16 protein-coding genes are annotated in these 20209 nt (G+C 74.2%); 9 read left to right on the top strand and 7 right to left on the bottom strand.

The features are described 5' to 3' along the window. Positions 1 to 150: 150 nt before the first annotated feature. The 4 genes from HUT06_RS19370 to HUT06_RS19385 are packed head-to-tail and all read left to right on the top strand — an operon-like array spanning position 151 to position 3600. Positions 151 to 678, top strand: coding sequence for a hypothetical protein (locus HUT06_RS19370; protein WP_176197025.1), 528 nt, complete (start codon positions 151 to 153; stop codon positions 676 to 678). Beyond that, on the top strand, positions 630 to 1718 hold the full coding sequence (locus tag HUT06_RS19375; RefSeq protein ID WP_176197026.1) for a peptidoglycan-binding protein: 1089 nt from the start codon (positions 630 to 632) through the stop codon (positions 1716 to 1718). Before HUT06_RS19370 ends, HUT06_RS19375 begins: the two co-directional genes overlap by 49 nt. Continuing rightward, entirely contained in the window at positions 1715 to 2404 is a 690-nt protein-coding gene (locus HUT06_RS19380) for an ABC transporter ATP-binding protein (protein WP_176197027.1), read from the top strand. Before HUT06_RS19375 ends, HUT06_RS19380 begins: the two co-directional genes overlap by 4 nt. After that, on the top strand, positions 2401 to 3600 hold the full coding sequence (locus tag HUT06_RS19385; protein WP_176197028.1) for an ABC transporter permease: 1200 nt from the start codon (positions 2401 to 2403) through the stop codon (positions 3598 to 3600). Before HUT06_RS19380 ends, HUT06_RS19385 begins: the two co-directional genes overlap by 4 nt. On the opposite strand, the gene HUT06_RS19390 is transcribed toward HUT06_RS19385, so the two are convergent. The 3 genes from HUT06_RS19390 to xylB form a co-directional block, all read right to left on the bottom strand. Then, the gene (locus HUT06_RS19390; RefSeq protein ID WP_176197029.1) at positions 3601 to 4734 is read right to left on the bottom strand and encodes an NAD(P)/FAD-dependent oxidoreductase; all 1134 of its coding nucleotides are present in this window, start codon (positions 4732 to 4734) and stop codon (positions 3601 to 3603) included. Positions 4735 to 4871: 137 nt separating this feature from the next. Continuing rightward, a complete protein-coding gene (gene xylA / locus HUT06_RS19395; RefSeq protein ID WP_176197030.1) occupies positions 4872 to 6032 on the bottom strand; it encodes a xylose isomerase in 1161 nt (386 codons plus the stop codon). Between the two features lie 10 nt (positions 6033 to 6042). After that, a complete protein-coding gene (gene xylB / locus HUT06_RS19400) occupies positions 6043 to 7425 on the bottom strand; it encodes a xylulokinase (RefSeq protein ID WP_176197031.1) in 1383 nt (460 codons plus the stop codon). Between the two features lie 89 nt (positions 7426 to 7514). Between xylB and HUT06_RS19405 the strand changes: the two genes are divergently transcribed. Beyond that, complete coding sequence (locus HUT06_RS19405) at positions 7515 to 8720, top strand: ROK family transcriptional regulator (RefSeq protein ID WP_176197032.1); 1206 nt, start codon at positions 7515 to 7517, stop codon at positions 8718 to 8720. Here HUT06_RS19405 and HUT06_RS19410 read toward each other — a convergent pair. The 3 genes from HUT06_RS19410 to HUT06_RS19420 are packed head-to-tail and all read right to left on the bottom strand — an operon-like array spanning position 8717 to position 13613. After that, complete coding sequence (locus HUT06_RS19410) at positions 8717 to 10252, bottom strand: glycoside hydrolase family 43 protein (protein ID WP_176197033.1); 1536 nt, start codon at positions 10250 to 10252, stop codon at positions 8717 to 8719. The two genes, HUT06_RS19405 and HUT06_RS19410, sit on opposite strands and share 4 nt — an antisense overlap. Next, complete coding sequence (locus HUT06_RS19415; protein WP_176197034.1) at positions 10249 to 12570, bottom strand: beta-glucosidase; 2322 nt, start codon at positions 12568 to 12570, stop codon at positions 10249 to 10251. The genes HUT06_RS19410 and HUT06_RS19415 overlap by 4 nt, the downstream gene beginning before the upstream one ends. Further along, positions 12567 to 13613 carry a LacI family DNA-binding transcriptional regulator gene (locus HUT06_RS19420; protein WP_176201471.1) on the bottom strand — a complete coding sequence of 349 codons (1047 nt, stop codon included), beginning with the start codon at positions 13611 to 13613 and terminating at the stop codon, positions 12567 to 12569. The genes HUT06_RS19415 and HUT06_RS19420 overlap by 4 nt, the downstream gene beginning before the upstream one ends. Before the next feature lie 272 nt (positions 13614 to 13885). On the opposite strand from HUT06_RS19420, the gene HUT06_RS19425 reads away from it, so the two are divergent. The 4 genes from HUT06_RS19425 (at position 13886) to HUT06_RS19440 (ending at position 18245) form a co-directional block, all read left to right on the top strand. Continuing rightward, positions 13886 to 15181 carry an extracellular solute-binding protein gene (locus HUT06_RS19425; RefSeq protein WP_176197035.1) on the top strand — a complete coding sequence of 432 codons (1296 nt, stop codon included), beginning with the start codon at positions 13886 to 13888 and terminating at the stop codon, positions 15179 to 15181. Then, positions 15178 to 16170 (top strand): carbohydrate ABC transporter permease, encoded by a 993-nt coding sequence (locus tag HUT06_RS19430; protein ID WP_176197036.1) that lies wholly within the window; start codon positions 15178 to 15180, stop codon positions 16168 to 16170. Before HUT06_RS19425 ends, HUT06_RS19430 begins: the two co-directional genes overlap by 4 nt. Continuing rightward, positions 16167 to 17009, top strand: coding sequence for a carbohydrate ABC transporter permease (locus HUT06_RS19435; protein WP_176197037.1), 843 nt, complete (start codon positions 16167 to 16169; stop codon positions 17007 to 17009). Before HUT06_RS19430 ends, HUT06_RS19435 begins: the two co-directional genes overlap by 4 nt. A gap of 159 nt (positions 17010 to 17168) precedes the next feature. Further along, positions 17169 to 18245: a lytic polysaccharide monooxygenase gene (locus HUT06_RS19440; protein WP_176197038.1), complete on the top strand. Its 1077-nt coding sequence runs from the start codon at positions 17169 to 17171 to the stop codon at positions 18243 to 18245. Between the two features lie 206 nt (positions 18246 to 18451). Here HUT06_RS19440 and HUT06_RS19445 read toward each other — a convergent pair whose 3' ends face one another. Continuing rightward, positions 18452 to 20188 (bottom strand): glycoside hydrolase family 6 protein, encoded by a 1737-nt coding sequence (locus tag HUT06_RS19445; RefSeq protein ID WP_176197039.1) that lies wholly within the window; start codon positions 20186 to 20188, stop codon positions 18452 to 18454. Between the last annotated feature and the right edge of the window lie 21 nt (positions 20189 to 20209).

Here is a 20209-nt window from a genome sequence, read left to right on the forward strand (position 1 = left end):
CCCTGCCCGCTCCTGCCCGGTCCAGCTTGGGGGAGCGGGCGTAACGCCGGCATAACGCGATCCGGTTACGCCGGGGTTATCGCGCCGGCGGTGGACTTGCGCTCGGCGCCGGGCGACCGGTCCGGTGCGGACGACCGAGGAGATCGACCGATGCGACGACAGATGCTCGTGGCGCTGGCGCTCGTCCCGGCCCTCGGCCTGGGGCTCCAGGCGTGCGGGGGCGACGGCGGCACCGGGGCGGGCGGCCCCGCCAAGGGCGCGAGCGACGACGACAAGATGCGGAAGTTCGCCCAGTGCATGCGCGCCAACGGGGTGGACATGCCGGACCCGAAGGACGGCAAGGTCGAGATCCGCTCGTCCGCCGAGCCCGGCCAGGCCGGCCGCCCGCGCAACACCGGCGAGGCCGAGGCGGCGCAGCGCAAATGCGCGCACCTGATGCCGAACGGCGGCAAGCCGCGCAAGCCCGACCCGCAGGAGATCGCCCGCATGCGCAAGTTCTCCCAGTGCATGCGCGACAACGGCATCACGAAGTTCCCCGACCCCAAGCCCGACGGCTCCATGCTGCTGCAGGCCGGCCCCGGTACCGGACTGGACCCCGAGAGCACCCGGTTCAAGGAGGCGCAGAAGGCGTGCGCCAAGTTCAACCCCGAGCCGTCCAAGCCGGCGAGAACGAACTAGTGGTCGGGAAGCGCACCATCGTGCTGACCGCGACCGGGGTCGCCGTGGCCGGGGGCGCGGGCCTCGCGACCCTCGGGCTCGGCGGCGACGAGCCGGCCGCCGCGCACCGGAGCCTGCCGCCCGCGACCGCGCCGATCCAGCGGACCACCCTCGCCGAGACCCAGGACGTGGACGGGACGCTCGGCTACGGCGGCGCCCGCACCGTCACCGGCGCCGGCCACGGCGTCCTCACCTGGCTCGCCGGGCCCGGCTCGGTCGTCACCCGGGGCCGGCCCGTGTACCGCGTCGACGACAAGCCCGTGCCGCTGCTGTACGGGAGGCTGCCGCTGTACCGGACCCTCGCCGAGGGGACCGAGGGCGCCGACGTCCTGCAGCTCGAACGGAACCTGCGGGCCCTCGGCTACACCGGGTTCACCGTCGACGAGACGTTCGGCGCCTCCACCGCCGCCGCCGTGAAGCGCTGGCAGGACGACCTCGGGGTGACCGAGAGCGGCCGGGTCGCGCCGGGCTCCGCCGTCGTCGCGGCGCGCCGGATCCGGGTCGCCGAGCGCAAGGCGAACGTCGGCGACCGTATGGGCGGGCCGGTCCTCACCTATACCGGCACTACCCGCCTGGTGAGCGTCGACCTGGACGTGCGCTACCAGCGGCTCGTGAAGGAGAACACGGAGGTCGAGATCGAACTGCCGTCCGGCGACACCGTCAAGGGGAAGGTCTCCTCGGTCGGTAAGGTCGCCAAGCAGGTGAGGGACGACAAGCCGGCCACCGTCGAGATCGAGATCTCGGTCGGCTCCCAGAAGAGGCTCGGCTCCTACGACAAGGCGCCGGTGACGGTGCGCTTCACCACGAGCCGGCGCCGCGGCGTCCTCGCCGTGCCGATCGGCGCGCTGCTCGCGCAGGGCGACGGCGGCTACGCCGTCCAGGTCGTGGAGAACGGACGGGTCCGGACGGTCCCCGTGACCACCGGCGTGTTCACCGCGGGCGACGTCGAGATCTCGGGGGACGGGCTGGCCGAGGGCATGAAGGTCGGGGTGCCCTCGTGACGGCCGTCGTGGAGCTGAGAGAGGTCACCAAGACCTATCCGGGCGGAGTCACGGCGCTGGACGGCGTCTCGCTGGCCGTCGCGGAGCGGGAGCTGGTCGCGATCGTCGGGCCGTCCGGGTCCGGGAAGTCGACGATGCTGCACCTGCTCGGCACGCTCGACCGGCCGAGTTCCGGCACCGTCCTGGTCGAGGGCACCGACGTGTCGCGGCTGACGGACCGGCGGCTGTCGGCGCTGCGCGCCCGGCGGATCGGGTTCGTGTTCCAGCAGTTCCACCTCGCCGCCGGGGTGAGCGCGCTCGACAACGTCGCGGACGGGCTGCTGTACGGGGGCGTGCCGCTCGCGCGGCGGCGCCGCCTGGCCCGGCACGCGCTGGAGCGCGTCGGGCTCGGGCACCGGCTCGGGCACCGGCCGCACCAGCTGTCCGGCGGGGAGAAGCAGCGGGTCGCGATCGCCCGCGCGGTCGTCGGGGAGCCGGCGCTGCTGCTGGCGGACGAGCCGACCGGCGCGCTGGACTCGGCCTCGGGCGCGGGCGTGCTGGACCTGCTGCGGGAGCTGGCCGGCGCCGGCACGACCGTCGTGCTCATCACGCACGACCGCGACATCGCCGCGCTGCTGCCCCGCCAGGTGGGGATGCGCGACGGCCGCGTCGTCCGCGACGGCGCGCGGGCGGAGGCGGCGCGGTGAGCGCCCCGGCCGGGCACGTCCCGGCGCGGCTCGGCCCCGGGGACGCGCTGCGCGTCGGCGCCGCGGGGCTGCGGACGCGCCCCGCGCGGGTGTTCCTGTCCGCGCTGGGCATCGCGATCGGGATCGCCGCGATGATCGGCGTCGTCGGCATCTCGACCTCCAGCCGCGCCCAGCTCCAGGCCGCCCTCGACCGGCTCGGCACCAACCTCCTCACGGTCGGCCCCGGCCAGGACCTGTTCGGCGAGAACGCGGAACTGCCGGAGCAGGCGGTCGGCATGGTGGCCCGGATCCCGGGCGTGGAGTCGGCGTCGGCGACCGCGACGCTGGACGTCAGCGTCTACCGCAACGACCGCATCCCCGAGGGGCAGACCGGCGGCATCGCCGTCCGCGCGGCGCGCCTGGACCTGCCGGCCACCGTCGGCCTCCGGACGGCCGCCGGCGGCTGGCTCAACGCGGGCACGGCGAAGTACCCGGCCGTGGTGCTCGGCGCCGACAGCGCCGACCGGCTCGGCGTGGCGGCGCCGGGCGTCCAGGTGTGGCTCGGCTCGCAGTGGTTCACGGTCGTCGGCATCCTCGAACCGAACGAGCTGGTGCCGGAGGTGGACTCCACCGCGCTCGTCGGATGGGACGCCGCCGCCGTGCACCTCGGCTTCGACGGCCACCCCACCACCGTCTTCACCCGCGCCCGCGAGGACGCGGTGGAGAAGGTGCGCGACCTGCTCGCCGCCACCGCGAACCCGCAGGCGCCGACCGAGGTCGAGGTCAGCCGACCGTCCGACGCGCTCGCCGCGCGGGACGCCGCCGACCAGGCGTTCACCGGGCTGCTGCTAGGCCTCGGCGCCGTCGCGCTGCTGGTCGGCGGTGTCGGGGTCGCCAACACGATGGTGATCTCGGTGCTGGAGCGCCGCGCCGAGATCGGGCTGCGCCGCGCCCTCGGCGCGACCCGCGGGCAGATCCGGCTGCAGTTCCTCACCGAGTCGCAGCTGCTCGCCGCGCTCGGCGGCGTCGGCGGCGTGGCCATCGGCATCGCCGTGACCGCGGTGTTCGCGGTGTCGCAGGGCTGGCCGACCGTCGTCCCGGTGTGGGCGATGGCCGGGGGCGTCCTCGCCACGCTGCTGATCGGCGCGGTCGCGGGCCTGTACCCGGCCGTCCGGGCGGCCCGCCTCGCCCCGACCGAGGCGCTGGCGGCGCCCTAGTCAGGGCAGGAAGTCGCTGACCCGGCGCAGCCAGCGCGTGTAGTAGACGCCGGTCAGGCCGTCGGGGACGAGGCGGGAGACGACCGCGGGCAGCCGGTTGATGTCCTCGCGGGCGGCGTGCCGGGCGACGATGCCCGCCTTCCGTGCGCGCCTGCGCTCGTACGCGCGCAGGGCCGCGGGCACGTCGCCCGGCGCGGCGCGCAGGGCGGCCGCCAGCGTCCAGGCGTCCTCCAGGGCCTGGTTGGCGCCCTGCGCCCGGGTCGGCGGCATCGAGTGCGCGGAGTCGCCGGCGAGCGTGACGCGCCCCGAGCTCCACCTGCGGGGGACGCGGTGGCGGTAGTGCGGGAACAGCTCCACGTCGCGGTCCCCGACCGCGGCCAGGACGTCGGGCACGGGCGCGCACCAGTGCCCGAAGCGGCGGCGGATCTCCGCCAGCGGCGCGGCGAGCGGCGGCGCGTCCGGCGGCCAGTCCGGCGACCAGGGCATGTCGAACCACCACTGCAGCAGGCCGTCCCCGGCGGGCATGAGCCCGCAGCTCCCGCCCCGGCCCGTGATCATCATGCAGCGGCGCGAGGAGGCCAGCGCGACCGGGACGGGCCCGAGCCCCTGCCAGGTGCCCCAGCCGGTGGGCTCGCCGGGGTCGCGGCCCCACACGTGGGTCCGGACGACCGAGCGCCGCCCGTCGGCCCCGATCAGCAGGTCGGCCTCGGCGGGCGGCCCGGCGGCGAACTCGGCCCGCACCGTCCCGCCCTGCTGGACGACGCCGGTGCAGGCGCGGCCGTACTCGACCACCGTGTCCGGCAGGAGGGCCGCGAGGAGTCCGAGGAGGCGGCGGCGCGGCAGGCAGACGTTGGGGTGGCCGTGCACCCGCGCCGCCCGCGCGACGTCGATGGAGACCAGGCGCCGCCCGTCCGCGCCGTACTGCTCCATGACGTCGATCGGGGCGCCGGCGCCGTCCAGCGCCGCCCCGAGGGCGCGCAGGATGCCGGTCCCGTTGCTCCACAGCGTCACCGCCGCGCCGCCGGTGCGCGGGGCGTCCGCCGCCTCGGCGACCCGCACCTCGTGGCCGTCGGCCAGCAGCGCCGCGGCGGCGGCCAGGCCCCCGACCCCGGCGCCGATGATGAGAACCCGCACGATCGGCCTCCCCGGGACGGCGTCCCTTCACTCTCTCAGCGGGGTCCGCGGTCCGCGCACCGGGGTCGCCGCGGCACGGCGGAAGCCCGCCCCCGGGGAGGCGGGGCGGGCTTCCGGGCGGACTTCGAGCCGCTCGGTCAGGAGCGCACGCCGTAGAGGTGCTCCAGGGCGAGCTGGTCGAGGTGCTCGAACGCGGTGCGGCGGGCGCCGAGGGCCTCGGCGTCGGCGGTGGCGCCGCGGACGGAGCGCCAGTCCTCGCCCTCGGCGAGGGTGGGCCGCGCGAGCTCCTCCACCTTGGCCTGGCGGAGGGCGTCCTGGACGTCGGGGTCGGCGCGGAACGCGCGGACCTTCTCCCGCAGGATCAGCCAGTTGCGCATGCACGCCGCCGCCGACTCCCACACGCCCGCGTCGTCCTCGGTGCGCGGCGGCTTGAAGTCGAAGTGGACCGGGCCGTCGTAGTCGCTGCCGTCGATGAGGTCGACGACCCAGAACGCGCCGCGCGCGTTGCCGGCGCCGAAGCGCAGGTCCTGGTCGTAGCGGGGGCCGTGCTGCCCGTTCAGGTCGATGTGGAACAGCTTGCCCTGCCACAGCGCCTGGGCGAGGCCGTGCGCGTAGTTGAGGCCGGCCATCTCCTCGTGCCCGACCTCGGGGTTCAGGCCGACGGTCTCGGGGCGCTCCAGCGTCTGGATGAACGCGAGCGCGTGCCCGATGGTGGGCAGCAGGATGTCGCCGCGCGGCTCGTTCGGCTTCGGCTCGATCGCGAACCGCAGGTCGTAGCCCTGGTCGGCGACGTAGGCGCCGAGGACGTCGAACGCCTCCTTGTAGCGGTCCAGCGCGGCCCGCACGTCCTTGGCGGCGCCCGACTCGGCGCCCTCGCGCCCGCCCCAGCACACGTAGGTCTTCGCGCCGAGCTCGGCGGCGAGGTCGAGGTTGTCCATGACCTTGCGGAGCGCGAACCGGCGGACGTCGCGGTCGTTGGCGGTGAACGCGCCGTCCTTGAAGACCGGGTGCCCGAACAGGTTGGTGGTGGCGGTGGTGACCACGAGGCCGGTCTCCTCGAGGGCCTTGCGGAACGCGTTGACCTTCTCCTGCCGCTCGCCGGGCGAGGCGTCGAAGTCGAACACGTCGTTGTCGTGGAAGTTGACGCCGTAGGCGCCGATCTCCGCGAGCTCGCGGACGGCGCGGTCGGCGGGCATCGGCGGCCGGGTGCCGGGGCCGAACACGTCGACGCCCTGCCAGCCGACCGTCCAGATGCCGAACGAGAACCGGTCCTCGGGCGTGGGCGTGTAGTCGCTCATGGGTTCCTCCTCAGATCTCCGGGGCGCGGTCGCGCAGCGCCGCGTAGCGCTCGCGGACGGCCGCCCCGGTGCGGTCGCTCGTGTGCTCGGTCGCGGGCGGCGCCGGCCACGCCGGGGGCTCCGGCGTTCCGGCGAGCGCCCAGGCCGCCTGGCGGGCGGCGCCGAGCGCGACGTACTCGGCGGGCTCGGGCACTGTCACCGGCGTCCCGAGGATCGCCGGGGCCAGGGCCTGGACGGCGGCGGACCGGGCGCCGCCGCCGATCAGCAGCGTGCGGCGGGGCCGGACGCCCTGCGCGGCCAGGTGGTCGACGGCGTCGGCGAGCGAGCACAGCAGCGCCTCCACCGCGGCCCGCGCCACGTTCTCCCGCGTCGCGTTGGAGGTGGTCAGCCCCGCGAGGACGCCGGTCGCGTCCGGGCGGTCGGGGGTGCGCTCGCCGTCCAGGTAGGGCAGCAGGGTCAGGCCGCCGGCGCCGGGCTCGGCGGCGAGCGCGAGCGCCGACAGCTCGTCGAGCGACGCGCCGGTCATCGCGGCGGCGGCGGACAGGACCCGCGCGGCGTTCAGCGTGCAGACGAGCGGCAGGAACCGGCCGGTCGCGTCCGCGAACCCGGCGACCAGGCCGGAGGGGTCGGCGGCGGGCGCGTCCGCGACCGCGAACGCCGTGCCGGACGTGCCGATCGAGACGACCACGTCGCCGGGCCGCAGCCCGAGGCCGAGCGCGGCGGCCATGTTGTCGCCGGTGCCGGGCCCGAGGGCGGCGCCCCAGGCGGTCTCGCCGACCGTCTCGCCGGGGGCGGCGACGCGCGGCGGCTCGGCGTCGCGGCCGAGCGCGGCGCGCAGCAGGTCGGGCAGGTAGGCGCCGGTCGCGGGGGACCAGTAGCCGGTGCCGGACGCGTCGCCCCGGTCGGTGACCGGCTCGGCCGCGCCGAGCCGCAGGGTCAGCCAGTCGTGCGGGAGCATGACCCGCTCGGTGCGGCGCGCGTTGTCCGGCTCGTGCTCGGCCATCCAGCGCAGCTTGGTGACGGTGAAGGAGGCGAGCGGCACGCTGCCGGTCCGCTCCGCCCACGTCTTCGGACCGCCGAGCTCCGCGACGAGGGCGCGGGCCTGCGGCGCCGAGCGGGTGTCGTTCCACAGCAGCGCGGGCCGGACGGCCTCGCCGGCGCCGTCGAGCGCGACCATGCCGTGCTGCTGGGCGCCGACGGCGACCGCGTCGGCCCGCTCCAGCAGCTCCCGGGTCTGGGAGAGCGCGTTCCACCAGTGGTCCGGGTGGCACTCGGTGCCGTCGGGATGCGGCGCGGACGCCTCCGCGACCACGGCGCCGTCCGCCGCGCGGCACAGGACGACCTTGGTCGACTGCGTGGAGGAGTCGACGCCCGCGACGAGGCTCTCGGCCATCCCGCCCCCTTTCGTAAAGAGCTTGGACTAATTAACGTAGCAGAGGGCCGTGGCCCTGCCTATAGTCTCGTTTCATTTAGGGTTCATTCATGACAAAGTCAGCGAACGCCCCCGTCCGGCACGCGACGATGCGCGAGCGGAACCTCGCCGTCGTGCTGGAGCGGGTCGCCCGCCACCAGCCCGTGACCAGGGCGCGGCTCGCCGAGCTGACCGGCTTCACCAAGACCACCGTCTCCAACCTCGTCGCCCTGCTGGAGGGCGCCGGGCTGGTGCGGGACGGCGCGCCCGTCCACGAGGGGGAGCGCGGCCGGCCCGGCGTGGGCGTCTCCCTGCACGGCGACGGCGCCGCCGGGCTGGGCCTGGAGGTCAACGTGGACTACCTCGCCGCCTGCGTCCTCGACCTCGCCAAGCAGGTCCGCTACCGGCACGTGGTCAGCGCCGACAACCGGGGCCGCGAGCCCGGCGCGGTGCTCGCCGCGCTGTCCGCGCTCGCCGCCGAGGCGGTCGCGGCCGCCGCCGGGCAGGGCCTCGCCGTCGCCGGCGCGGCGGTGGCGCTGCCCGGCCTGCTCGACCGCGAGAACGGCGTGGTCCGGCACGCCCCCAACCTCGGCTGGACCGACGTCCCCGTCACCGCCGCGCCCGGCCTCGCCGCGCCGCTGCCCGCCGAGTACGACAACGAGGCCAACCTCGCCGCCCTCGGCGAGCTGTGGTTCGGCGGCGGCGCCCGGTTCGGCGACTACGTGCACGTCTCCGGCGAGATCGGGATCGGCGCCGGCATCGTCGTGGACGGGCGGGTGTTCCGCGGCGCGCACGGCTTCGCCGGGGAGCTCGGCCACCTCGTCGCCGAGCCGGCCGGCCCGCCCTGCTCCTGCGGCGGGCGAGGCTGCCTGGAGCAGGTCGCCGGGCAGGAGGCGATGCTGCGCGCGGCCGGCCTGCCGGCGACGCGGCCCGCCGGCGGGCCCGGGGGCTCGGTCGGCCGGCTCGTCGCGCGGCTGGAGGCGGGCGACGCCGCCGCCCTCGGCGCGGTGGCGCGCGCCGGGCGGGCGCTCGGCGGCGCGCTCGCCTCCGTCGTCAACCTGATCGACCCGGACACCATCGTCCTCGGCGGCGTCTTCTCCCCGCTGGCCGACTGGGTGCGGCCCCCGCTGCGGGACGTCCTCGCGGGCGGCTCGGGATCGCTGCGGCGGGGCGTCCCGCCGGTCGAGGTCTCCGGCCTGGCCGAGGGCGCCGCCGTCCTCGGCGCCGCCGGCCTGGTGGTGGAACGCGTGATCGCCGACCCCGCGCTGCTGCTCTAGAGCGGGCCCTGGAGCGGGGTGTACTCGAACCAGGCGAAGTCGGCGTGGTTTGCGCTCGCCCGCCCGTTGGAGGTGGCGTAGAGGCCGATGTAGGCGCCGGTGAAGCCGCCCGCGACCTGGCTGGTCAGGATGTCGCCGTCCACGGGGTCGCCGAGCGGCGTCCAGGTGCCCGGCTCCGCGCTGTAGGACGCCTGGTACCAGCGCCCGTGGGCCTCGAAACCCAGCCCGACCCGTCCGGGAGCGGGCTGCGCCATGGCGAGCACCGTCTCGACGCCCTGCTCGCGCTTCACCAGGAGCACGCCCTGGGGCGCCGACACCAGCAGGACGTGGAAGTCGTTGTTCTGCACGAGCGCGAGCCCCGCCCACTCCTCGTCCGCCGGGGTGAAGTCCAGCGCGGTGAAGGCCGCGAAGTCGTGGTGCTGCTGGCGGCGGCCGACGAAGGAGGGGTTGGCGACGTCCGCGAGGCCCTCCGGGCGGACGCGCAGCCGCAGGTGCCCCGGCCGCTCGGCCAGGCTCCACCACCGCTCGCGCGGCGGCCGCGGCATGTTCCACTCCGGGCCGAGCTCCGGGCCGTCGAACCGCCCGCCGCGCGGCACGGCCGGCCACGGATGCGGCGGCAGCGACGGGACCGGATGGCTCGGCTCGACGCGCCCGCCGGTGACGGGCCAGCCGTCCTCCCAGGCGAGCGGGGCCAGGAAGGTCTCGCGTCCGAGGACGCAGCGGTCGCCGCGGTGCGGGCGCATCGCCAGCAGCACCATCCACCATTCGCCGTCCGGCGTGTCCACCAGGTCGGCGTGCCCGGTGCCGACGATCGGGTGGCCGGTGCCGAAGTTCCGGTGGGTCAGCACCGGGTTGCGCGGGCTCCCCTCGTACGGGCCGGTCACGGTGTCGGAGCGCGCGATCATCACCGCGTGGTCGAGCGCCGTGCCGCCCTCCGCGGTGAGCAGGTGGTACCGCCCGTCGATCTTGTAGAGGTGGGAGCCCTCCGACCAGATCGACCCCTTCACCGCGCCGTCCCAGATCACGTGCTCGTCACCGGTCAGCGCCAGGGCCTCCGGATCGAACTCGCGGAGCCAGATCTCGGTGTGCCCCTCGTACCGCCCGGTCAGCCGGGTGCCGGTGCACCAGGCGCGGCCGTCGTCGTCGAAGAACAGCGACGGGTCGATGCCCGCGCCGTCCAGCCGGTGCGCGTCCGACCACGGCCCCGCCGGGTCGGACGCGGTCATCACGAAGTGCCCGGACCACTCGGCCCCGTCCACCAGGGTGCACACCAGGTAGAAGGTGCCGTCGCGGTGGCGCAGGGTCGGCGCGTACAGGCCGCCGGACGCGGGCACCCCGTCCAGCGGCAGCTGGTCGGGCCGGTCCAGGGCGTGCCCGACCTGCCGCCAGTGCACCAGGTCGCGGCTGTGGAACACCGGCAGCCCGGGGAACCACTCGAACGTGGACGTCACGAGGTAGAAGTCGCCGCCCACGCGGCAGACCGACGGGTCGGGATGGAACCCCGGCAGCACCGGGTTCGAGAACCGGGTCACAGCGGCGTCACCTCGACGGGGACGGTCATGACCCGGTCGGGGCCGGGTTCCCGGACGGGCCCGTCCAGCGTGAACGACCCGCGCAGCGGCAGGTCCGCGCTCGACCGCCCGACCTCGACCCCGACGACGCCCGGCTCGACGACGCGCCGCAGATCGGCCCCCGTGAAGGAGGTCCGGTCGGCGTGCACCTCGAACGCGACCCGGGCCGCCTCGCCCGGCTCCAGCCGCACCCGGGCCCACCCGGCGAGCCGGCGCACCGGCCGCACGACCGACGCGACCGGGTCGGACAGGTACAGCTGGGCGACCTCCGTGCCCGCGCGGTCCCCGGTGTTGCGGACGACCGCGCTCACCGTGACCGCCCCGTCCGTCGCGGCGCGCTCGCCGACCTCCAGGCCGGAGTACTCGAACGTCGTCCAGGTCAGGCCGTGGCCGAACGGGTACAGCGGGACCGGGTCGACGGCGCTCCAGTCGTGCCCGCCGTCCATCAGCGACCGCAGGTAGGTGACCGGCGGGCCGGACGCGCGGCGCGGCACGCTGATCGGCATCCGCCCGGACGGATCGACCCGCCCGGCGAGCACGCCGGCGACCGCCGGGCCGCCCTCCTCGCCGGGGAAGAACGCCTGCACGACGGCGGCGGCGCGGTCGGCGAGGCCCTCGATCGCGTAGGGGCGCCCGGTCAGCATCACCAGGACCGTGGGCGTGCCGGTGTCCAGCACGGCCTCGGCCAGCTCCGCCTGCCGCCCGGGCAGCGCGAGCGTCTCGGCGTCGCAGCCCTCCCCGGAGGTGCCGCGGCCGAACAGCCCCGCCCGGTCGCCGAGCACGAGCACGCACACCCCGGCGTCCGCGGCCGCGTCGGCCGCCGCCCGGATGTCGGCGTCGTCGGCGACGAGCACGTCCTTCGAGCCCGCCACCCGGACGCCGGGCAGCTCGGCGCGCAGCGCGTCCGCCACGGTGCGGATCTCCACGCCGAGCGGCAGCTCGGGGTGGCGGCGGCCGACATGGGCCGGGAAGGTGTAGCAGCCCATCATCCCGAAGGGGTCGTCCGCGAGCGGCCCCGCCACGACGACGCCGTCGCCGGACCGCAGCGGCAGCACGCCGTCGTTGGCCAGCAGCACCACCGACTCCTCGGCCAGCCGCCGCGCGAGCGCCCGGTGCTCGGGCGGGTCCAGGTCCAGGGCCCGGCCGTCGCCGTCGCCGGGCAGGCCGTCCAGCAGGCCGAGTTCGGCCTTCATCGCCAGCACCCGGCCCGCGGCCCGGTCCAGCAGCTCCTCGGGGACGGCCCCCGACCGGACCAGCTCGATCAGCGGCTCGCCGTAGCAGCGGACCGTCGGCAGCTCCATGTCGATCCCGGCGCGCAGCGCCAGGGCGCCGGCCTCGCCCCGCGACCCGGCCACCCGGTGCCGGGTCTCCAGGAACGAGATGCCGAAGTAGTCGGCGACGACGGTGCCGGTGAAGCCCAGCTCGCCGCGCAGCAGCCCGGTCAGCAGCCGCTCGTCGGCGGCGGCGGGCATGCCGTCCACGTCGGTGTAGGAGTGCATGACCGAGCGGGCGCCGCCCTCGCGCAGCGCCATGGCGAACGGTTCGAGGACGACGTCGGCGAACTCGCGCGGCCCCATCGCCACCGGCGCCATGTTGCGGCCCGCGCGGGAGGCGGAGTAGCCGGCGAAGTGCTTCAGCGTCGTGACGACGCCGGCCCGCTCCATGGCCTTCACGTAGGCCGTGCCGAGGACGCCGACGAGATACGGGTCCTCGCCGATGCACTCCTCCGTCCGGCCCCAGCGCGCGTCGCGGACCACGTCCAGCACGGGCGCGAGGCCCTGGTGGACGCCCGCCGCGCGCATGCTCGCCCCGATCGCGGCGGCCATCTCGCCGACCAGGTCGGCGTCGAAGGAGGCGCCCCACGCCGGCGGGCTCGGGAACACGGTCGCGCCCCACGTCATGAAGCCGTTGAGGCACTCCTCGTGCGCGATCGCCGGGATGCCGAACCGGTTGCCGGCGGCGACCGCGCGCTGCAGCTCGCGGAGCCGGGCGGCGCCCTCGGCGGCCGGGACGGGAGCGGTCCCGAACACGCGGGTGAGCTGGCCGAGGCCCCGGTCGACGACCTCGGCGAGCGCCGGGGCGCTCTCGTGCGAGTCGTCCTCCATCGGGGCCACCGGCTCGCCCGGCTCGGCGGGCATCGCCCAGAACCCGGCGAGCTGCCCCGCCTTCTCCTCCGGCGTCATCCGGGCCAGCAGGCCGGCGACCCGCTCGGCGACCGGCGATCCGCGGTCCTGCCAGGGCTCGCGGGTCGCGCTCGCGGCCGGGACGGCTTCGGTCATCGTTCCTCCGTGTGGACCGGCGGGGTGGGGGGCGGCGGCGCGGTGGAGGCGCGGACACGCAGGTCGGTGGCCAGCTCCACGCGCGGGGTCAGCGGCGGGCGGCCGTCCAGCAGCTGCAGCAGGGTGCGGGCCGCGACGCGGCCCATCTCCTCCAGCGGCTGCCGGACGGTCGTCAGCGGCGGCGAGAGCCACTCGCAGGTGGGCAGGTCGTCGAAGCCGACGACGCTGAGGTCCTCGGGAATGCGCAGCCCGGCCAGCCGGGCCGCCTGGTAGGCGCCCATGGCCTGCTCGTCGCTGCCCGCGAACACCGCGGTCGGCGGCTCGGGCAGCTCCAGCAGCTCGCGGGTGCGGGCGAACCCGCCCTGGTGGTGGAAGTCGCCGTAGCGGACGAGGTCCTTGTCGACCTCGATCCCGGCGCGCTCCAGCGCCGTCCGGTAGCCGTCCACGCGGGCCTGGGTGCAGAGCATGTCGGCGGGGCCGCCGACCATCGCGATGCGGCGGTGGCCGAGCTCGATCAGGTGCTCGGTGGCGGCGAGGCCGCCGGCCCAGTTGGTGGCGCCGACGCTGGCGATGTCGGTGTCCGGCAGGTTCACCGGGTCGACCAGGACGAGGCCGACACCGGCCCGCTCCAGCTGCTCGCGGTGGCGGCGCGTCATCCGGGACGTCACCAGGATGACCCCGTCGCTGTGGTGCAGCGCGGGCAGGTTCTGCCAGCTCGGCGGCCGGGCGTCGTCGTCGCGGACGAGCGAGACGACGACGCCGGTGCCGTGCTCGGCGCACTCGGCCTCCACGCCGCGCAGGATCTCCACCGCCCACGGGCTGTCGAGGCCGGCGAGGACCAGGTCGATCAGGCCCGACCTGCGGGCCCGGCGGGAGCCGCCCGGACCCGGGTAGTTGTGGGTGCGCAGCAGCGCCTCCACCCGCTCGCGGGTCGCGGCGGCCACGTCGGTGCGGCCGTTCAGGACCTTGGAGACCGTGGCGGGGGAGACCCCCGCCTCCGACGCGATCAGCGCCAGGGTGGGCCGGGCCGGCGGGTCCGGCATCTCATCGGTGGTGCGCACGGGCACGCTTCACTCCTCCCCGAGGGAAACGATTGCGAACAGTATCGCAATGTTTCGCTCGGTCCTAGCCCCCGCTTGCGACTTCTCAAGATTTCATTTAGGTCAACGGGCGGCGAAGCCTTGACCCTGGGGTGGCCCTTTCTTAGAGTTCCACGGCAACGGCAAGCTCGAAGAGTTTCGAAAAGCTTTCGAAGCGGGACGGTCCCCCCGCCCGCCGGTCCCGGCCAAGCCCACCCCCGATCCAGGAGGCCACCATGGGCATTCCGCACCTGTCGCGCCGTTCGTTCCTGACCGCCGTCTCCGCGGGCACCGTGGCGATCACCGCCGCGCCCCTCCTCGCCGCCTGCGGCGACGGCGACTCGGGGGGCGGCGGCAAGGTCACCATCGAGTGGATGGACATCGCCACCACCGAGCCGTCCAAGACGCTCTACCCGCAGATCGCCAAGGCGTACGAGGCCGCGCACCCGAACGTGCGGATCAAGCTCTCCAACCTGGAGAACGAGGCGTTCAAGTCGAAGATGACCGCGCTGACCGCCTCCGGGAAGCTGCCGGACATCTTCGTCACCTGGGGCGGCGGGGTCCTCAAGCAGCAGATCGACGCCGGCCTGGTCAAGGACGTCGGCTCCGACGGCTCCGCCATCCTGAACACGATGACGCCGGTGTCGCAGAAGCCCTACCAGTTCGACGGCAAGACCTACGCCATCCCGTACGACATGGGCGGCGTGGGCTTCTGGTACAACAAGGCCCTCTTCAGCAAGGCCGGCGTCAAGGACACCCCCAAGACCTGGACCGAGTACCTGGACGCCGTCCGCAAGCTCAAGGCCGCGGGGATCACCCCCATCGCGGTCGCGGGCAAGGACAAGTGGCCCGAGATGTACTACTGGGCCTACCTCGCGATGCGCATCGGCGGCCTGCCCGCGCTGCAGCAGGCCGAGAAGGCCAACGACTTCGGCGGGGCCGGCTTCGTCTCCGCCGGCCAGAAGCTCAAGGAGCTCGCCGACCTGGACCCCTTCCAGAAGGGCTTCCAGAACGCCGGCTACGACACGCCCGGCGGGCAGGCCGCGACCATGGGCGCCGGCAAGGCCGCCATGGAGCTGATGGGGCAGTGGGCGCCCGCGGTGCAGAAGGACGCCTCCGGCAAGGACCTGGGCGAGGACCTCGGCTGGTTCCCCTTCCCGAGCGTGGAGGGCGGCCAGGGCCAGGCGACCGAGGTGTTCGGCGGCGGCAACGGGCACGCGCTCAGCAAGGACGCGCCCAAGGAGGCCCTCGACTTCCTGGGCTTCCTGATGAACATGGAGAACGAGAAGAAGCTCGTCTCCTCCGGCGCGTTCATGCCGGTGGTGAAGGGCGCCGAGAGCGAGCTGGACAAGAACCGCAAGCTGGTCGCCGACGCGCTGAACAGCTCCACCGGGTTCCAGCTCTACCTCGACCAGGCGTTCCCGCCCGCGGTCGGCCAGGAGGTCAACGACAGCGTGGCGGCGCTGATCGGCGGTAAGAAGACGCCCCAGCAGGTCACGGAGTCGGTCACCAAGGTGGCCAAGAGCCAATGACCCTGTCCGCCACGACCGACGACCGGCCGCGGCACGCCGCTCGGGCCCCGCGCAGGCGGGGCCCGGAGGCGTCGGCGGGGGAGCGGCTGCGCGGCTGGGCGTCCAGCACCTGGTTCCTCCTGCCCGCCCTGCTGCTGTTCTTCCTCTTCGTCCTGATCCCGATCTTCGTCGCGTTCTACACGAGCTTCTTCCGCTGGGGCGGCTTCGGCTGGCCCGAGGACTTCACCGGCCTCGGCAACTACCGCAAGCTGGCCGACGACCCCGTGTTCCGCGGCGACCTGTGGCGCGGCCTGCTGATCATCGTGTTCTCGATCGCCGTCCAGCTGCCGATCGCGCTCGGCACCGCGGTCCTGCTGAACCAGCGGATGCGCGGCCGGGCGGTCTACCGGGCGATCTTCTTCGCGCCCTACATCCTGTCCGAGGTGATCGCGGGCGTCCTGTTCGGCATCATCTTCCTGCCGGGCACCGGGCTCGCCGACAAGCTCGTCGGGGACCTGCCGCTGCTCGGCGACCTCGCCGGCCGGTGGTTCGCCGACCCCGACACCGCGCTGCCCACCCTGTTCGCCGTCATGACGTGGAAGTACTTCGGCTTCCACATGATGATCTACCTCGCCGGGCTGCAGGGCATCCCGACGGAGGTCCTGGAGGCCGCCTCGATCGACGGGGCCGGCCCCTGGCGGCGGTTCCGCAGCGTCACGCTGCCGCTGCTCGGCCCGACGCTGCGCATCAGCGTGTTCCTGTCCGTCATCGGCTCCCTCCAGTTGTTCGACCTCGTGTGGGTCACCACGACGGGAGGGCCGACGCACTCCACGGAGACGATGGCCGTCACCATGTTCCAGTTCGGCTTCAAGCGCTACCAGATGGGCTACGCGAGCGCGATCAGCGTCGCCATGTTCCTCATCTGCATGGTGTTCTCCCTGCTGTACCAGCGCTACGCGCTGCGCCGCGACCTGCAGGGCGCGGTCACCAACGCGGGAGGCCGCCGATGAGAGCGGGCACCGCGGGCCGCGGCGCAGCGCGGAGCCTGTCCCGGCACACGCTGGTGTGGGTGCTCGGATCGTTCGTCGTCGTCCCCCTGCTGTACGCGGTGATCTCCGGCTTCAAGACCACCGGCGACCTCACCGCGGACCCGCTGGGGCTCCCGCACCCGTGGAAGGTGTCGAACTACACCGGCATCCTGTCCTCCGGCGACTTCTGGCGGCAGATCGCCAACAGCGTGCTGATCGCCGTCGCCACCACGGTGATCACGGTCGCGGTGTCGGCGCTGGCGGCGTTCGCGTTCGCCCGCTACGCCTTCCGGGGCCGGGAGTTCTTCTTCACGCTGTTCGCGGCCGGGCTGATGTTCCCGCCCGCGGTGGCGGTGCTGCCGCTGTTCGTCCTGCTGCGCTCGTTCGGGCTGCTGGACAACCCGCTCGGCATCATCCTGCCGCAGGCCGCGTTCGCGCTGCCCATCACGATCATCATCCTGCGGTCCTTCTTCCGGACGATCCCCGGGGAGCTGGAGGAGGCCGCCATCATGGACGGCTGCTCGCGGTTCGGGTTCTTCTGGCGCATCCTGCTGCCGATGGCGCGGCCCGCCCTCGGCACCGTGTCCGTCCTCGCCATCGTGACGAGCTGGAACAACTTCTTCCTGCCGCTGCTGGTGCTCGCCGACCCGAAATGGCAGACGATCCCCGTCGGCATCCAGCAGTTCCAGGGGCAGTACTCGACGAACTACGCGCTCGTCATCGCCTACATCGTGCTGGCGATGGTCCCCGCGATCGCCTTCTACGCGCTCGCCGAGCGGCAGCTGATCGGAGGGCTCACCGCCGGCGCCACGAAGGGCTGACCCCGCAGCGAGGCACGGCCCGGACGACGCCGTCCGGGCCGTATGGTCCTGCCGTCGCACCCCCTCGATGAAAGGGTGAAAGGACCGTTCCGGGCCCCGCGGGCGCGGAGCTAGCGTCCGCCTGGACAGGACTCTCCTCGGCCCGTGGACGGGAGGACGATGGGAAAGCGACGACGAAGAGCGCTGGCGGCGGGGGCGGTACTCGGCCCCGCCATGCTGGCGGGCGCCCTGATCACGGCCGTGCCGGCGTCCGCGCACGGTGCGATGATGGTGCCGGGCAGCCGCACGTACCTGTGCTGGAAGGACGGGCTGACCTCGACCGGCCAGATCGTCCCGCACAACCCCGCGTGCGCGGCGGCCATCGCGCAGAGCGGCAGCACCTCGCTGTACAACTGGTTCGCGGTGCTCCGCTCGGACGGCGCGGGCCGCACCCGCGGCTTCATCCCCGACGGGGAGCTGTGCAGCGGCGGCGCGGTCGTGTACGACTTCAGCGGCTACGACCTGGCCCGCGACGACTGGCCGGTCACGCACCTGACGTCCGGCGCGGACATCGAGTTCCGGTACAACAAGTGGGCGGCCCACCCCGGAACGTTCCGCACCTACATCACCAAGGACACCTGGAGCCCGACCCGCCCGCTCAGCTGGGACGACCTGGAGGACCAGCCGTTCTACAGCGCCACCGACCCGCCGAGCGTCGGCTCGCCCGGCAGCGAGGACGCCTACTACCACTGGAACGCCCGGCTCCCGTCCGGCAAGAGCGGCCGCCACATCATCTACACGGTGTGGCAGCGCTCGGACAGCAACGAGACGTTCTACGGCTGCTCCGACGTGGTGTTCGACGGCGGCAGCGGCGAGGTGACGGGCGTCGGCGAGGGCGACGGGGACCCGACCGACCCGCCCACCGACCCCACCGACCCGCCCGGCACGCCCGGCATGGTGTGCACCGCCGAGTACCGCTCCACCAACAGCTGGGGCGGCGGCTACCAGGGCGAGGTCAAGGTCACCAACACCGGCACGCTCCCGCTCAACGGCTGGATGGCCCACTTCACCTTCGCCAACGGCGAGACGGTCGGCAGCCTGTGGAACGGCACCTACACGCAGTCCGGTCCGGACGTCACGGTGAAGAACGCGGGCTGGAACGGCTCGCTGGCCGTCGGCGCCTCGACGACGTTCGGGTTCACCGCGAACGCTCCCGGTTCCGCGACCGACCTCGAACCGCACTGCATGACCTCCTGACGGCTCCCGGCAGAACAGGCTCCCGACAGAACACCGCTCCCGACAGAACACGGCCCGCGGCGTCCGGCAGGGGACGCCGCGGGCCGCTCCCGTTCCGGCCGGCGCGCGGTTCCCGCGGCACAGGGGTTTCCGCGGTACAAGGAGCGGTACAAGGAGAGGCCCCGTGACCGGGAGCGGGTCACGGGGCCTTTTCCTGGAGGGGCCGGTTACTGGACGGGCGGGTAGGCGTTCCGCAGCAGCTCCTGGAACTGCGCGGAGAACCAGTGCCCGGACAGCGGCGCGTCCGGCAGGGCGCCGCTCATGTGGTTGTTGTTGCGCGGGTTGCCGGTGTACGTCGGGTCGCACATCCGGTCGAAGCCCTTGCCCTCGTCGTTCGGGATCTCCGAGCTGGCGCCGTCGGACTCGCCCGGGGGCTTGATCCACACGTACGCGTCGATGCCGGCCGCGGGCGCGGCCTTCGGCCGCTCACCGAGGCCCGCCCCGGCCTGGTTGCACCAGTTGCCGAGGTGGATGCGGCGGTCGATGCGGCCGCCGTCGACGTAGGCGTTGACGTCCGTCTGCGGGCCGGGGCCGGTCGGGCGCTCGGTGCCGCCCCAGCCGTTGCGGCTGGTGTCGATGAGCATGCCGATGCCGGAGTCGAAGCCCTTGCTGATCAGCTCCTGCCGGAACGCCTGCGCGTAGGACTGCTCGTCCACGTACCGGTTCCAGTCGACCCACGAGGACTGGCGGACGGACGTGCCGTTCACCGAGTCGTTGATCGTGAAGTAGGGCTCCTTCAGCGCGCCGTAGTTGGCGGTGTTGGTGATGAAGCCGGCGACGTTGCTCTTCGAGCCGGACATGTCGGCGGTGTCGGCGAGCAGCTGCGCGGTCGGGCCGAAGTTGTCGTCCCAGCCGATCCAGCCGTGGTGGCCGATGTCGATGTAGTTGTAGACGTTCGACAGCGCGCCGAGCTTCTGCAGCGCGTAGGCGATGCCCTTCTCGTAGTTGCCGTTCGCCTTCATGACGTCGCAGTTCTCGGTGGCGGTCGGCCGGTCGCCCGCGTTGGTGATCAGGTTCGGCAGCGAGTCGATCTCCACGACCGTGACGACCCGCAGGTCGGCGTACTTGGCGTCGCCGAGGATGTCCGCGATCGGGTCGATGAACTCGGTCTTGTACCGGTCGAGGTCGTTCGGGCCGAGCTCGCCGTTGGACGCCAGCGCGGAGCAGTCGCGGCCGGGCAGGTCGTAGACGACGAGCTGGATCACCCCGGCGCCCTGGGACAGCGCCTCGTCGAGGTGGTCGCGCAGGCCCATGCCGCCGTTCACGCCGTTGATCGCCGCGATCCGGTCCAGCCACACGCCGGTCGGCTGGTCGGAAATCGCGCTCCCGCCGGGCTCGGCGGCGGCGTTGGCGGACCACTCCGGGTTCACGTAGACCTTCGCCCCCGAGTACGGGTTGTCGGCGCGGTCACCGGCCGGCGGGTCGGTCGGCGGGTCCGTCGGCGTCGTCGGCGGGTCGGTGGGGCCGCCCGTCGACCCGTCGCACACGGTGCCGTTCAGCGTGAACCGGGTGGGTGCCTGGTTCGAGCCGGAGTAGGTGCCCTGGAAGCCCGGGGTGGCGGAGGCGTTCGAGGCCAGCGTCCCGCCCCAGCTGGGGTTCTTCACGGTGACGTGCTTGCCGGACTGGGCGAACGTCCCGTTCCATCCGTTGGTCACCTGCTGGTTGCCGGCGAAGTCCCACTCCAGCGTCCAGTTGCTGAGGGCGTCGCCGAGGTTGGTGACCTTCACGTTGGCGGTGAAGCCGGTGCCCCAGTCGTTGGCGGTGTACTCGACGGTGCAGCCGGCGGCCGCGCTGGCCTGGGCCTGGGCCAGCGCGACCGTGCCTGAGGCGAGCAGGACGGCCGCCGCTCCGGCGGCCGCGCCGCGGCGGGCGCCGGGCCTCCTGCGCGCAGGGGGGTGCTTCATGCGGGTCTCTCCTCCATCTGG

It is taken from the genome of Actinomadura sp. NAK00032 (assembly GCF_013364275.1).
In the GTDB taxonomy this organism is placed as follows: domain Bacteria; phylum Actinomycetota; class Actinomycetes; order Streptosporangiales; family Streptosporangiaceae; genus Spirillospora.